Source organism: Streptomyces diastatochromogenes (genome assembly GCF_002242805.1).
GTDB lineage: Bacteria > Actinomycetota > Actinomycetes > Streptomycetales > Streptomycetaceae > Streptomyces > Streptomyces diastatochromogenes.
In genome coordinates, this window is record NZ_MCGQ01000016.1 from 220,718 (window position 1) to 233,511 (window position 12,794).

The following is a 12,794-nucleotide window of genomic DNA, read 5'->3' on the forward strand; positions in this document are numbered from 1 at the left end:
CGCGGGAATGTGCGGAGACTGTCCGTCGTGAACCGAACCGACCGTCTCTACGCCCTGGTTGAGGAGCTGCGTGCCGCCGCTCCCCAGCCGCGCAGCGCCCGTGCGCTGGCCCGGCGCTTCGAGGTCAGCGTCCGCACCATCGAGCGTGACCTGCTGGCGCTGCAGCAGTCCGGGGTGCCGATCCACGCCGAGCCGGGCCGCACCGGCGGATACGTGCTCGACCGGGAGCGCACCCTGCCCCCGCTGACCATCACCCCGGCCGAGGCGACCGCCCTGGCCGTCGGGCTGCACGCCCTCGCCGGGACGCCGTTCGCGGCGGACGCGCGCAGCGCGCTGCACAAGGTGCTGGCCGTCATGCCCGGCCGGGAGCGGCGGGCGGCGGCGGAGCTGGCCGGGCGTGTGCGGCTGCTCGTACCGGCCGCGCGCCCGGCCCGGAGCGCCGAGCCGGTGGTGCCCGCCGCGCTGCGGGAGGCGCTGTCGGCGGGGAAGGTGCTGCGGCTGGAGTACGCCGACGCGGCGGGCGCCGCCACCGCCCGTGACGTCGAGCCGCTCGCCTTCCTCGGCGGCGAGGAGCACTGGTACCTGGCGGCCTGGTGCCGGCTGCGGGGCGCCCCGCGCGGCTTCCGCCTCGACCGCATCCGTACGGTCGCGGCACTCGACGAGCGGGCCCCGGAGCGCGCCGTCGACCTGGCCGCGCTCGACACCCTCGGCTCGGACGTCGTTCCCCTCGGCGAGCTGGGAATGTGACGGCAATCACCGACAGGGGGGTGTCGCGGGCGGGGCGGAGGCTGGTGCCCGTTCCGATCAGCGACGACCCACACCGGAGACACCAGTCATGACGACCACGACATCCCCGACGGCCGGCACCCTCACCCCCGCCACCGGCAGCACCCTCTTCGAGCGCTGGACCGCCCTGTGGAACGGCGACTTCACCGAACCGGAGGCCTTCCTCGCGCCCGGCTTCCGCATCCGCTTCGGCAACGACCCCGAGAACGCGGCCACCGACGAGATCCACGGCCCGGCCGGCATCGTCTCCTACGTCGCCGCCTTCCGCACCCAAAGGCCGGGGCTGACGTACAGCATCGAGGGGACCCCCTCGGTGGACGGCACTCTGGGGCAGGTCGCCTGCCGCTGGTACGTGACCGGGCCGGGCGGGGTCCACAAGAGCGGCATCGACCTGTTCGAGGTGGTGGACGGGCGCATCGCGACCGTGTGGTCGGTGACCGGACTGCGTCGCTTCGCGCCCTGACGGCCGTTTGTGGCCTGCCTGTCGGGGTCACCCGGGGAGAGAACCGGCCGAAGGAGAGATGGGCCATGGTCAAGGACTGGGAGACCGGGCCGGTGCGGCCCGGGTCCGCTGCGGAGGGTCAGGCGGCGGATGCGCGAGGGGAGCAGGCCTCGAGCACGGCCGCGCCCCGTCGGAAGGCCGATGCGGTGGACGACGAGATGCCCGAGGACGGGCTCGGCGTGCCCTCCCCGGGTGGGATCACCGGGCGCGAGGCGGCGACGACGGAGGGCCGGGCGGCGGACGCCTGGCCGGCCCCGCCCGGCCCGATGGCCACCGGGCTGCGGGTCCCGCTGCTGCCGCACGCGGAGCGGGAGCAGTGGGAGACCCGGCTGCTGCAGACGGCCGCCGGATTCGTGGACGCGCCGCGCACCGCGGTCGAGGAGGCCGACCGGGAGCTGGAGGAGATCGCCACGCGGTTCACCGAGGCCGTGACGCGCCGCCGCCGGACCCTGCGCATGTCCTGGCAGGAAGGAGTGGAGAGCGACACCGAGCAGCTGCGTCTGGCCCTGCGGGACTACGAGGAGCTGGCCGGACGCCTGCTGCACTTCTGACCGGCTACCCCGCCGACCCCGCGGACCCCGGTACGTCCCCTGTGGCGGCGGCCCTGCGCTGCCGCCACTCCCGTACGACCTCCTCGACGTCGTACGGCTTCTTGCCCAGCGGCGGGCCGGGCGGCGGCTTGAGCATCATGTCGCGGATCTTCACGTTGACGTCGGTGATGATCTTCCGGACGATCCGCTCCGAGGGCGCCGCATAGGCCGCCGCGAGCGCGTCCTCGGCCTCCTTGCGCAGCGCCAGCGCCGGGGGCAGCACCGCCAGCCCCTCGCGGGCCATCTTCCGTTTGACCCACCACAGTTCGTCGTACGTGGAGTCGAGGTCGGCGGGCAGCGGTTCGCCCGCGCCGGTCAGATGGTCGAACTCTCCGCGCTGCTGGGCGTCGCGGATCTGGTGGTCGACCCAGGACTCGAACGGGACACCCGGTGGCTTTCGCTCGGTCATGAACCCATTGTGCCGGACGCGGCCCGGCCGGGCGTTTTATCATGCGGCGGCGGTACGGCAATCGGACCACCGCACAAGGACGTTTCCGACGTCGCGGCTTTTTCGGGTTCTCCAGGGGGAACGCACGTGCTCGAACTGACCATGGCCACCGTCTCCGGGGCCGACGCGGGCGCCACGGCCGGCATGACGATGGCCGACGCGCCCAGCGAGCCGGGAGCCGTGCTCCGGGTGGGCCGGGACGCGTCCGTGTGCCGGCTGGTCACGCCCGAGGACTGGCTGTTCGTCTCCCGGGTCCACCTGGAGTTCCTGTGCGGCCCCGACGGCGGCTGGCAACTGTCCTGGCTGCGCGGCTCGCAGGCCGAGCCGTCCGCCGAAGTGCGGCTGATCGTGGGCGAGTACGCGCAGACCGTCCCCTACGGCGGGCTCGTGGCGCTGCCGCGCGGCGGCTCCGGCGAGGTCGTCGTCCAGGACCGCACCGAGCCGCGCAGCATCAACGTGGGCTTCTACCACGAGGCGTGAGCCCCGGCCCGGCACGGTTCAGCCGAGCACCCGGGCCAGCGCGAAGCCGTCGTACCCCTTGCTGCCCACCGTCTGCACCGCCGTGCCGGTCAGCCTCGGGTGGGCGGCGATCAGCTCGATCGCGGCGCGGGTGCCCACGATGTCCGGTTCGGTGCTGTCGGCGTCGGCGATCTTGCCGCCGCGCACCACGTTGTCCACGACGATGAGGCTGCCGGCCCGGGACAGTCTCAGCGCCCACTCCACGTAGTGCCGGTTGTTCGCCTTGTCGGCGTCGATGAAGACCAGGTCGAAGGGGGGCGGGTTCTCGTCGGCGAGCTTGGGCAGCGACTCCAGGGCCGGGCCGACCCGCACCTCCACGATCCGGTCGAGACCGGCCCGGGCGAGGTTGCGGGTGGCCACGTCGGCGTGCTTGGCGCTGTACTCCAGCGAGATCAGCCTGCCGTCCTCCGGCAGGGCGCGGGCCAGCCAGATCGTGCTGTAACCCGCGAGTGTGCCGATCTCCAGGATGTTGCGGGCACCCTGGATCTCGGCGAGCAGCTGGAGGAACTTGCCCTGGGGGGCCGTGACGCTGATGTGCGGCAACCCCGCGGCCTCGCTGTCGCGCAGGGCCGCCTGGAGCGCATCGTCCTCCGGTGAGAGATGGCTGCTGAAGTAGAAGTCGACGTCGTCCCAGAGCTGCGACCCGCTCATCGCCTGCTGCCTTTCCCGAGTGTCCGCTGGAGTCCTTTTCCGAGACTCCTTGGCTTCACCTTGAATGGTCGCAGCCGAGGGGCCTTGACGGGGGCAACGACTGATCGTTGGGCGGGGCTACGGAGGGCGCCAATGCAGCGGACGGAGCTGCAACCCCCTAGGGGCGCGGGGAACTGCGCGACCAGCCCCCACGCACCCGCACCCGGCAGAAAACAGTTACCGCGCTCGGCGACTCTCCACTGCCGGGGCGGAACCCGGCAGTGGAAGCCCCGCCGACTCCGCCATCCGCCACACCGCGAACCCGCCCACCACAGCCGCGGCCATCATGTAATACGCGGGCATCATCATGTTCCCGGTCGCCCCGATCAGCGCCGTCACGACCAGCGGAGTCGTCCCGCCGAACAGGGACACCGACACGTTGAAGCCGATGGACAGGGAGCCGTAGCGCACCCGGGTCGGGAAGAGGGCGGGCAGCGCGGCCGGCATGGCCGCCGTGAAGCAGACCAGGAGCAGACCCAGCGCACCCATGCCGAGGGCGACGGCGAGCAGGCTGCCCTGGCGGATGAGCAGAAGGGCCGGGATGGACAGGAGCAGGAAGCCCGCACAGCCCGCCGCGATCACCGGCCGGCGCCCGACACGGTCGGTCAGCGCGCCCGCGAACGGCTGGACGATCATCATCAGGGCCATCACACCGAGCACGACCAGCAGCCCGTGCGTCTCGTCGTACTTCAGCTCACTCGTGAGGTAGCTCGGCATGTACGACAGCAGCATGTAGTCGGTGACGTTGAAGACCAGCACCAGGCCCATACAGATCAGCAGGGCCTTCCACTGACCGGCGACCATCTCGCGCAGCGGCACCTTCGGCCGGGCGGCCTCCGCCTTCTCGATCTCGGCGGCGAACGCCGGGGTCTCCTCCAGGCGCATCCGGAGATACAGCCCGATGATGCCCATCGGGCCCGCGATCAGGAACGGGATGCGCCAGCCCCAGGAGAGCAGGTCGTCGGAGGACAGCACGGCCGTCATCACCGTCACCAGACCCGCGCCGCCGATGTAACCGGCCAGCGTGCCGAACTCCAGCCAGCTGCCGAAGAAGCCGCGCTTCTTGTCCGGCGCGTACTCGGCGATGAACGTCGAGGCGCCCGCGTACTCACCACCGGTGGAGAAACCCTGCACCAGGCGAGCGGCCAGCAGCAGCAGCGGGGCGCCCACGCCGATCGTCGCGTACGACGGGATCAGGCCGATCGCGAACGTGCCCGCCGCCATCATGATCATGGTGAGGGCGAGGACCTTCTGGCGGCCCACGCGGTCGCCCAGCGGGCCGAAGACCATGCCGCCGAGCGGGCGGACCAGGAAGGCCGCGGCGAAGGCGCCGAACGTCGAGAGCAGCTGCGCGGTCGGGTTGCCCGAGGGGAAGAAGACCTTGCCCAGGGTGACCGCGATGTAGCTGTACACACCGAAGTCGAACCACTCCATCGCATTGCCCAGCGCGGCCGCCTTCACGGCGCGCTTGACGAGAGCGGGGTCGGTGACGGTGACGTCGGAGGCCTTCCGGGCCCCGGGGATCTTCAGGGACGGGGTGACTGCTGTGGCGGACGCCAAAACGGAACTCGCCTGCCTTTCGTCGGGGACGGGACGGAAAGCGACCCTAGGTGCACTTCGCCCTGTTACGTGGCGTACGTGAATCGATGCAGAGTGCAGCTAAATGCGGTGTACGCAGGTACGTGTGCCCGCTCCCACGGCCGCGAGCGGGCCCCGCACTGTGATCCTTGTCGCGCCCGGCCGGGGCAACCTCACCCCCCGCGCACCGGCGTCTTCCGGACCAAAGGCGGGCGGACGTCAGGTGAAGAGGGGGTTGCCTGCGTCTCCGTCCAGAGGGGGTGGGACCCTCGTAGGGTTCCCAGAGCGAGCGAACGGGGCGGGAGGCCGACGCGGCGTGGCGAACCTGGAGCCCAGCGGGGCATCGACGGAAGGTTTCGGGTCGGCGACAGTCGGAGCGCGCCTGAGAGCGACCCGGCTGGCCCTGTGGGCGGTGGCCGCGATCCTCGCGGTACGGCAGATGGCCGTCGTCCTCACCACCCCGAGCGGCGAACGCCTCACCGACCTGGAGACCTGGGTCGGGCCCAACGGCGTCCTGCACGTCAAGGGCTCGCTGTACGACTCCACGAGATTCACCGGCACCCCCTTCGGCGGGCTCGTGCTGAAGCCGCTCACCAAGTCCGCCGAGCAGGCCCTCGGCTGGGGCTGGACCTTCGGCACCCTGCTCCTGGTCGTCGCCCTCGGAGTGGTCGCCGCCCGGGCGCTGCCCAAGCCCGTCAGCCGGCGCACCTCACTGCTGGCCACACCGGTCGCGATCAGCCTGCTCATGGTGTCGCTGCCGGTCCGCAACACCCTGTGGCTCGGGCAGACCAGCATCATCCCGGTCCTGCTGGTGCTGCTCGGCTGCTTCGCCGCACGCGGGCAACGCGAGAGCGGCCTGTGCATAGGCCTGGCCGCCGCGCTCCAGCCGACCCTCCTGCTGTTCGCCCCGCTGCTGTGGTTCACCGGCCGCCGCCGGGCCGCCCTCACGACGGCCGCCACCTTCGCCGTGTGCACCGCGCTCGCCTGGGCCGCGATGCCGCACGACTCGTACACCTACTGGGTGCACCACATGGCCGGCGTCGGCCTCGGCGGCAAGGCCGACGCCCTCGCCAACCAGTCCCTGCACGGCGCCCTGCTCCGGCTGGGCCTCACCGGCAACCTGGAGATCGCCCTCTTCCTGCTGCTCGGCGTGGCCGTCGCCGCCCTCGCCCTGCGCCGCGCCGTCCGCCACGCCCGCGACGGCCAGCTGCTGCTCGCCGTCGCCATCACGGGCTGCGCCGCCGTCGCCGTCTCCCCGACCGCCTGGCAGCACCAGCTGCTGTGGGTGCTGCTCGCGGTCGTCGGCCGGGTCGGCAAGCGGGCCTCCGACCGCTACGTCTGGCCGGTCGCCGTCGTCCTGGTCACGACCCTGCCGGCCGAGATGATGCTGCCGCACATGTCGGCCCTGTACCCGCTGCGGGACAACATCGTGCTGCTCGCGGCCCTGGCCGCCGCCACCGCCGTACCGTTCCTGTCCCGCACCTCGCCGTACTACCAGCAGCCGATCCCGGCGCAGTACGCCCCGCCGGTCCCGGCCCGCTTCCGGAACATCCCCCTCCTTCCGTTCCTGCGCCGGGTCCTCACCCGCCCGAACCTCCTGCTGGAGCTGCTGCTCCTCCGCGTGGTGTACGCCGCCTACCAGCAGGTCCGCCTGGCCGCGACCGGCGGCAGCAACTCCAAGGGCCGCGCCACCGCCGAACAGCACGGCCACCTCGTCCTCGACCTCGAACGCTTCCTGCACATCGACATCGAGCACGCGGTCAACCACGCGGTGGCGAAGATCGACTGGCTGCGGGACTTCTTCGGCTTCTACTACGAGTCCTTCCACTTCGTCGTCCCGCTGACCATCCTCGGCGTCCTCTACTGGCGCCGTCCGGTCGACTACCGCTGGGCCCGTGCCTCCCTCGGCTTCGCCACCTTCCTCGCCCTGATCGGCTTCTGGCTCTTCCCGCTGGCCCCGCCGCGTCTGATGCCGACCCTCGGCATGATCGACACCGTCCACGGCGTCCAGGACTTCTCCCAGCCGGACTACGGCACCCTGACCGCGCTCACCAACCAGTACGCCGCGATGCCGTCCCTGCACTTCGGCTGGGCGCTGTGGTGCGGGATCGTCATCGTGCTCCTCGCCCCGAAGTGGTGGATGAAGGCCCTCGGCCTGCTGCACCCCCTCTTCACCGTCTCGGCCATCGTCGCGACCGGCAACCACTGGGTGCTGGACGCGGTCGGCGGCGCGGTGGTCGTCGCCGCGGGCTTCGGACTGTCGTACGTCTTCCAGGGGCCGCGGGCGCGGGTGGTCACGGCGGTGGCGGCCCAGGAGGAGCGGGAACCGGTGCGGGCCGGCTGATCACTTCGCCGGCCGGGCCAGCCGTTCCTGCAGCCGGGCGTGCCGGAACTGGTACACCGGGCCCGTCGCGCGCAGCAGGTTGCGTTCGTGGGCGTCTTTCAGGAAGGACATCAGGCGGACGGGGGTGCCCTCGCTCCGCGACAGCTGTACGGCGGTGAGGCTGGTGGCGACGGCGAGGTTGGGGACCACGCCGCACCTGACGGCGGGTCCGAGGCTCGTGATCACGCCGACGACGATGCCGGGCACGAGCCCGGCCGCGTCCCCGGCCACGCAGCCCCAGAACGAGCCGATGGCCGCGCCGACCATCAGGCCGAGCGGCAGCCGCAGCCGGACGTGGTGCCGCCACACGTCGCTCGGGTCGATCACCCGGCTCTCGGACGTCGGGCTCGGGAGGAACTCCTCTTCACGGGGCTCGTACGGAGAAGGCGCCTGGGGAGCGAGCATGGTGCGGCCCATCAGCGTGGCACCACGGCCACTGCCCATCGCGATGCCGAGGCCGAAAGGAACGGTGATCAGGAACCACATCCACACCGGGGCGGGGCTGCCCCAGAGCCACCGCGAGGCCCCGTACACGGCGACCGTGGCGAGCCAGGTGGCGATGCCCGCGGCGATCGCTCCGCGGGGGAACACATCCCGCCAGCCCGCGCTCTCCAGTGGCTGTGGGTGGTTGAGCTGCCGCAGCCGCAGAGCCAGGTCGACACCGGCCCCGACCGGCACTCCCAGAGCCGTGACGACGGTCAGGTAACTCGTCGCGAGCGTCAGCATGTACGCCATGATCGCCAGATAGATCCAGATGGAAAGCGACCAGGTGAGGACCGCCCTGGCTCGCGGGCGGCCCCAGCAGGGAATCTGCCACCACCGCAGGTCGTACGTCTTCTCCTCGGTGAGCCGCTCGGCGATGTACCTGAGCGTCCGCTCCGCCTGCTCGGGGGAGTAGCGGGGACGCTTGCAGCCGGGTCTCGGGGTGTAGGCGGCCCGGACCGCGTGATCGAGCAGGCGGTCCTCGACGGCACGGGAGCCGCGCAGGCCGAGGATCTCCTCCACCGCCCCGCTGTCGGGGCCCAGCTCCCGCAGCAGGCTGATGGCCAGGGGTTTGGTCAGCGCCTTGGCCACGGCGCTGTTCGGCTGCTCCACCAGGCGGCGAGTGAGTTCCTGCCAGGCCTCGGGTACGGGATCGGGCAGTGGCAGCCTGAGCAGATGGTCGGCCGCGTCGGCGGGGCGGACCGACCGGAGAGCCAGGGCCACGGCGTCGCTCAGCCGCGCCTGGCCCGGGGTGTGCAGCGCCTCCACGGTGCGGGAGACCAGCAGCACGCGGTACGGGGCAGCCGCCAGCGCGGCGACCGCGTCGGCCCGCACTTCCCTGGCGACCTCGTCGAAGCCGTCCAGCAGGAGAGCGATCCGGCCGGCCTTCAGCAGCTCACGGACGTTGTGCCCGTGCCGCCGGGACAGTCTCCTGACCGCCCAGTCGATCGGCCGCTCCTCCTGCGGCTCCCACCCGTTCAGTGACATCAGCACAGGCACCGGGATGCGCGCCCGCCGCTGCGGGTCCGGCTCGTCCTGCCGGTGCCGCAGCGCGTCCAGAAGCAGCAGGACGACCGCTGCCGTCTTGCCCGATCCCTCCGGTCCCACCAGCAGGATCCGGCCGGAGGCCAGGCCCGCGTAGACCTCGAACAGCTCGGTGAGGCCACCGCCCGCGCGAAGCCGCTCCTCGGTGACCGCCGTGGCACCGGGCAGCGGAGCGAACCGGCGCCGGGTGCCCTCGGCGGTGGCCGCGGCAACCCGCGCGGTGCCGCTCGCTTCGCTCAGCTGCCAGCGCACGGGCAGCGGAGCCGGGCTCAGCAGGCCCCGGTTGCCCGCCTCCTCGTCCCACCAGGCGTACACCTGCCCCGCCAGCTTGTCGGCGGCCCGGTCCAGGGGCGAGGCGGCGAGCGTGTAGCTCGTCGTGATCTCCTGGACGCTGCCGGAGCCGTACTGGACGAAGGCCGGACCGTGGAACTCGTGGTTCGAGCCGGTCATTCCGCGGATCCGAAGCGGATGTCCTGGCGGCTGTGGTGGCCGTACTGGACGTTGGCCGGGCCGTGGAAGGTCGTGTTGACGATGGTCTGCCCCGACGTACTCGGCGCGGCACCGAACTCCTCGGCGAGAGCGCGGAGTTCGGCCATCACCCGGTTCACGTCCGCGGGCCCGGGCGCAGCGAGCAGGTCGGCGAACTCGTCCCGCCACAGCCGCGCGTGCTCCGTCCGCACCCGCTCCTGCTCGTCCCCGTCGGAGGCGGCTCGCAGGGCGGCGGCCGTGCGGTCCAGACGGTCGCCCGCCGCGCCCTCCAGAGCGGGATCGCCCCGCCCGAGGAGACGCGCGGCCCGCTCGCTGAACCGGTGCCAGCCGTCGGTGGCCGCCGCCGCCATGACCGCCGCTCCTCCGGCCTGCGCCAGAACCGCCATTTCGTCGAGCAGCGCCATGCGTACTCCCCCCAAGTCTGCCGAGCACAGTATTCCCTCGGACACTCTCCGTCCCCGGATTGCGGGAATACGCGGCGGACGCCAACCGGTCAGGCCACCACGCACTCGAACCACACCGTCTTGCCGCCCCCGGGCGCGGGCTCCACCCCCCACTTCCCGACCAGGGCATCGAGCAGCAGCAGCCCACGTCCACCATCCGCCTCCGGCGACGACCGGTCGGGAACGCACGGCAGTTGGAACCACCCGTCCGCCACCTCCACCCGCACCCCCGCCGCCTGCCGCAGCACGACAAGGGAGCAGCGGCGGTCGGGGACGTGGCGTACGACGTTGGTGACCAGCTCGCTCACGGCCAGTTCGAGGGTGTCGGTCAGGTGGGCCAACCCCCAGTCTTCGAGCAGCGACCGGACGATGCGGCGGATGTGGCGGACCGAGTGCTCGCCGACGGTGAGGTTCATGCGGTACTGGGGAAAGTGGAGGTTCACAGTACGAGGCTGACCTCGCATCACTACTCTGGGCTACGGGATGAACACAACGGGTCCGAGAGGGGACTTGGCATGGTGAACATCAACATCCTCGACCCGGGCGCCTCGCCGCTCGACTACTACGGTTTTGAGTTGCGCCGGTGCCGGGAGGCGGCGGGGCTGACGCAGCGGCAACTCGGGGACATCATCAACTTCACGGGGTCGTTGGTCGGCCAGGTCGAGACGGCTCGAAAGCTGCCAACCCTGGATTTCAGCGAGCGTGCGGATGCGGCGCTGGGGACGGGCGGGTTACTGTCACGGCTCCATCCACTGGTGATGCGAAGTCAACTTCCGGCGTGGTTTCAGCAGGTGGCGGAGCTGGAGGTGCGGGCGGTTCAAATCTGCTCGTTCCAAGAGCACTTGGTGCTTGGTCTCCTCCAGACGGAGGCGTACGCGCGTTCAGTGCTCGGCGCGCTGGACCAGAGCAACCTCGAAGACCGCACCGCCGTACGGTTGGCCCGTCAGCGCGTCTTCGAGAAGGAGGGGCCGCCCGTCTTCTGGGCAGTCCTCGGTGAGGCCGTGCTGTGCCAGGAGATCGGCGGCCCGGAGATCATGCGCAAGCAACTCGCCCATCTGTTGACCTTCGAGGACAACCCCCGAATCAACATCCAGATCCTGCCGTTCTCCGCGGGAGCGCACGCAGGTATGCAAGGCTCGTTCGACCTCTATCGCTTCGCGAGCGATCCGACCATCGTCTATACCGAGGGCTACGGCAGCGGGCATCCGACCGCGAACCCGGACACCGTCAACGACTGCTCGCTCCGTTACGATCATCTTCGAGCCGCCGCGCTCTCGATCAAGGACTCGGCGGAGTTGATCCGGCGCGTGATGGAGGACCGCTATGGAGAGCAACTGGCGTAAGTCCAGCTACAGCGGCGACCAGGGTGGCCAGTGCATCGAGGTCGCCGAATTCCCTGGCGCCACCGTAGCCGTACGCGACTCCAAGAACCCCACGGGCCCACGGCTCGGCTTCCAGCCCGAGGCGTTCAACGCCTTCCTCGGTTGGACTACAACCGCTGAATGATCGTCCCGGTCGCCAGCCCACCGCCCGCACACATCGTCACCAGCGCGAACTCCTTGTCCGCGCGCTCCAGTTCGTGCAGGGCGGTGGTGATCAGGCGAGCCCCCGTCGCCCCGACCGGATGCCCCAGTGCGATCGCACCGCCATTCACGTTGACCTTCTCCAGGTCCTGCTCGAAGACCTGAGCCCAGCTCAACACCACGGACGCGAAAGCCTCGTTGATCTCGACCAGGTCGATGTCCTTGAGGGACATCCCGGCCTTGCCGAGCACCGCCTTCGTGGCGTCGATCGGCCCGTCGAGGTGGAAGTGCGGGTCGGCACCCACCAGCGCCTGAGCCACGATCCGTGCCCGAGGCTTCAGCTTCAGGGCGCGAGCCATCCGCTTCGAGGCCCACATGATGGCCGCGGCTCCATCGGAAATCTGGGACGAGTTGCCCGCCGTGTGCACCGCCGTCGGCATCACCGGCTTCAGTCCGCCCAGCGCCTCCATCGACGTGTCGCGCAGCCCCTCGTCCTTGTCGACGAGGCGCCACATGCCCTGCCCGGCGTGCTGTTCCTCCTCGGTGGTCGGGACCTGCACGGCGAAGGTCTCCCGCTTGAAGCGCTCCTCGGCCCAGGCGTGCGCCGCCCGCTCCTGGGACAACAGCCCCAGCGCGTCCACGTTCTCCCGCGTCAGCCCCCGGTGCCGGGCGATCCGCTCGGCCGCCTCGAACTGGTTGGGCAGGTCGACGTTCCACTCGTCGGGGAAGGGCTTGCCGGGGCCGTGCTTGGAGCCCGAGCCCAGCGGTACGCGTGACATGGCCTCGACGCCGCAGCTGATCCCCACGTCGATGACGCCCGCCGCGACCATGTTGGCCACCATGTGCGAGGCCTGCTGCGAGGAGCCGCACTGGCAGTCGACGGTCGTCGCCGCGGTCTCGTACGGCAGCCCCATGGTCAGCCAGGCCGTGCGCGCAGGGTTCATGGACTGCTCGCCGGCGTGGGTGACCGTGCCGCCGACGATCTGTTCCACCGCGTCGGCGGGGATGCCGGTGCGGCCGAGGAGTTCACGGTAGGTCTCGCCCAGGAGGTAGGCGGGGTGCAGATTGGCGAGCGCGCCGCCGCGCTTGCCGATGGGGGTGCGTACGGCTTCGACGATCACGGGTTCGGCGGCCATGGGTGCGGGTCCTCTCCGAGAGGGCTCTCCTCCAGAACTAGTACGCGTTCTAGTTCCCTGTGCAGTCTGCTGACGTGATGTCCATCACCGCAAGGGTCTTGCAGGTGCCGAAGGCGTGATCTGCACGAACTCCGCACGGATTGGGGGTGCCGTACCTCTTGCCAGTTTTAGAACCCGTTA

Annotated in this window: 14 protein-coding genes; 7 read left to right on the plus strand and 7 right to left on the minus strand. The window is 71.1% G+C overall.

The genetic code is table 11. From position 1 onward, the window contains the following. Window positions 1-27: 27 nt before the first annotated feature. The 3 genes from BEK98_RS20470 to BEK98_RS20480 all read left to right on the plus strand — a co-directional run bounded on the left by BEK98_RS20470 (window position 28) and on the right by BEK98_RS20480 (window position 1,839). Window positions 28-747 (plus strand): helix-turn-helix transcriptional regulator, encoded by a 720-nt coding sequence (locus BEK98_RS20470; RefSeq protein WP_094218037.1) that lies wholly within the window; start codon window positions 28-30, stop codon window positions 745-747. Between the two features lie 88 nt (window positions 748-835). Continuing rightward, window positions 836-1,249, plus strand: coding sequence for a nuclear transport factor 2 family protein (locus tag BEK98_RS20475; RefSeq protein ID WP_094218038.1), 414 nt, complete (start codon window positions 836-838; stop codon window positions 1,247-1,249). A 65-nt stretch (window positions 1,250-1,314) separates the two neighbouring features. After that, complete coding sequence (locus BEK98_RS20480; protein WP_244201908.1) at window positions 1,315-1,839, plus strand: hypothetical protein; 525 nt, start codon at window positions 1,315-1,317, stop codon at window positions 1,837-1,839. A gap of 4 nt (window positions 1,840-1,843) precedes the next feature. Here BEK98_RS20480 and BEK98_RS20485 read toward each other — a convergent pair whose 3' ends face one another. Beyond that, window positions 1,844-2,287: a DnaJ family domain-containing protein gene (locus BEK98_RS20485; RefSeq protein ID WP_094218039.1), complete on the minus strand. Its 444-nt coding sequence runs from the start codon at window positions 2,285-2,287 to the stop codon at window positions 1,844-1,846. 126 nt (window positions 2,288-2,413) lie between these two features. On the opposite strand from BEK98_RS20485, the gene BEK98_RS20490 reads away from it, so the two are divergent. Then, complete coding sequence (locus BEK98_RS20490) at window positions 2,414-2,806, plus strand: FHA domain-containing protein (protein ID WP_094218040.1); 393 nt, start codon at window positions 2,414-2,416, stop codon at window positions 2,804-2,806. 18 nt (window positions 2,807-2,824) lie between these two features. On the opposite strand, the gene BEK98_RS20495 is transcribed toward BEK98_RS20490, so the two are convergent. Both BEK98_RS20495 and proP read right to left on the minus strand, forming a co-directional pair. Next, window positions 2,825-3,496: an O-methyltransferase gene (locus tag BEK98_RS20495; RefSeq protein WP_094218041.1), complete on the minus strand. Its 672-nt coding sequence runs from the start codon at window positions 3,494-3,496 to the stop codon at window positions 2,825-2,827. A 216-nt stretch (window positions 3,497-3,712) separates the two neighbouring features. Beyond that, a complete protein-coding gene (gene proP / locus BEK98_RS20500; protein ID WP_094218042.1) occupies window positions 3,713-5,095 on the minus strand; it encodes a glycine betaine/L-proline transporter ProP in 1,383 nt (460 codons plus the stop codon). Between the two features lie 334 nt (window positions 5,096-5,429). Here proP and BEK98_RS20505 point away from each other — a divergent pair, with 334 nt between their 5' ends. After that, complete coding sequence (locus BEK98_RS20505) at window positions 5,430-7,457, plus strand: bifunctional glycosyltransferase 87/phosphatase PAP2 family protein (protein ID WP_167444214.1); 2,028 nt, start codon at window positions 5,430-5,432, stop codon at window positions 7,455-7,457. Here BEK98_RS20505 and BEK98_RS20510 read toward each other — a convergent pair whose 3' ends face one another. The 3 genes from BEK98_RS20510 to BEK98_RS20520 form a co-directional block, all read right to left on the minus strand. Next, a complete protein-coding gene (locus tag BEK98_RS20510; RefSeq protein ID WP_094218044.1) occupies window positions 7,458-9,473 on the minus strand; it encodes a hypothetical protein in 2,016 nt (671 codons plus the stop codon). It lies immediately after the preceding gene. Further along, window positions 9,470-9,916 (minus strand): hypothetical protein, encoded by a 447-nt coding sequence (locus BEK98_RS20515; protein ID WP_094218045.1) that lies wholly within the window; start codon window positions 9,914-9,916, stop codon window positions 9,470-9,472. Before BEK98_RS20515 ends, BEK98_RS20510 begins: the two co-directional genes overlap by 4 nt. Window positions 9,917-10,005: 89 nt before the next feature. Beyond that, on the minus strand, window positions 10,006-10,419 hold the full coding sequence (locus tag BEK98_RS20520) for an ATP-binding protein (protein ID WP_094218046.1): 414 nt from the start codon (window positions 10,417-10,419) through the stop codon (window positions 10,006-10,008). 51 nt (window positions 10,420-10,470) lie between these two features. Here BEK98_RS20520 and BEK98_RS20525 point away from each other — a divergent pair, with 51 nt between their 5' ends. Together BEK98_RS20525 and BEK98_RS20530 are read left to right on the plus strand one after the other, a co-directional pair. Further along, window positions 10,471-11,298 carry a helix-turn-helix domain-containing protein gene (locus BEK98_RS20525; RefSeq protein ID WP_094218047.1) on the plus strand — a complete coding sequence of 276 codons (828 nt, stop codon included), beginning with the start codon at window positions 10,471-10,473 and terminating at the stop codon, window positions 11,296-11,298. Then, on the plus strand, window positions 11,279-11,461 hold the full coding sequence (locus tag BEK98_RS20530; RefSeq protein ID WP_094218048.1) for a DUF397 domain-containing protein: 183 nt from the start codon (window positions 11,279-11,281) through the stop codon (window positions 11,459-11,461). Before BEK98_RS20525 ends, BEK98_RS20530 begins: the two co-directional genes overlap by 20 nt. On the opposite strand, the gene BEK98_RS20535 is transcribed toward BEK98_RS20530, so the two are convergent. After that, window positions 11,445-12,614, minus strand: coding sequence for a steroid 3-ketoacyl-CoA thiolase (locus BEK98_RS20535; protein ID WP_094218049.1), 1,170 nt, complete (start codon window positions 12,612-12,614; stop codon window positions 11,445-11,447). The genes BEK98_RS20530 and BEK98_RS20535 overlap by 17 nt on opposite strands. Window positions 12,615-12,794: the final 180 nt, after the last annotated feature.

Bases quoted from the DNA above. Each gene is read 5' to 3' on its own strand.
- BEK98_RS20475 (WP_094218038.1), top strand. From the start codon at position 836: ATGACGACCACGACATCCCCGACGGCCGGCACCCTCACCCCCGCCACC.
- BEK98_RS20480 (WP_244201908.1), top strand. From the start codon at position 1,315: ATGGTCAAGGACTGGGAGACCGGGCCGGTGCGGCCCGGGTCCGCTGCG.
- BEK98_RS20485 (WP_094218039.1), bottom strand. From the start codon at position 2,287: ATGACCGAGCGAAAGCCACCGGGTGTCCCGTTCGAGTCCTGGGTCGAC.
- BEK98_RS20495 (WP_094218041.1), bottom strand. From the start codon at position 3,496: ATGAGCGGGTCGCAGCTCTGGGACGACGTCGACTTCTACTTCAGCAGC.
- BEK98_RS20510 (WP_094218044.1), bottom strand. From the start codon at position 9,473: ATGACCGGCTCGAACCACGAGTTCCACGGTCCGGCCTTCGTCCAGTAC.
- BEK98_RS20515 (WP_094218045.1), bottom strand. From the start codon at position 9,916: ATGGCGCTGCTCGACGAAATGGCGGTTCTGGCGCAGGCCGGAGGAGCG.
- BEK98_RS20520 (WP_094218046.1), bottom strand. From the start codon at position 10,419: ATGCGAGGTCAGCCTCGTACTGTGAACCTCCACTTTCCCCAGTACCGC.
- BEK98_RS20525 (WP_094218047.1), top strand. From the start codon at position 10,471: ATGGTGAACATCAACATCCTCGACCCGGGCGCCTCGCCGCTCGACTAC.
- BEK98_RS20530 (WP_094218048.1), top strand. From the start codon at position 11,279: ATGGAGAGCAACTGGCGTAAGTCCAGCTACAGCGGCGACCAGGGTGGC.
- BEK98_RS20535 (WP_094218049.1), bottom strand. From the start codon at position 12,614: ATGGCCGCCGAACCCGTGATCGTCGAAGCCGTACGCACCCCCATCGGC.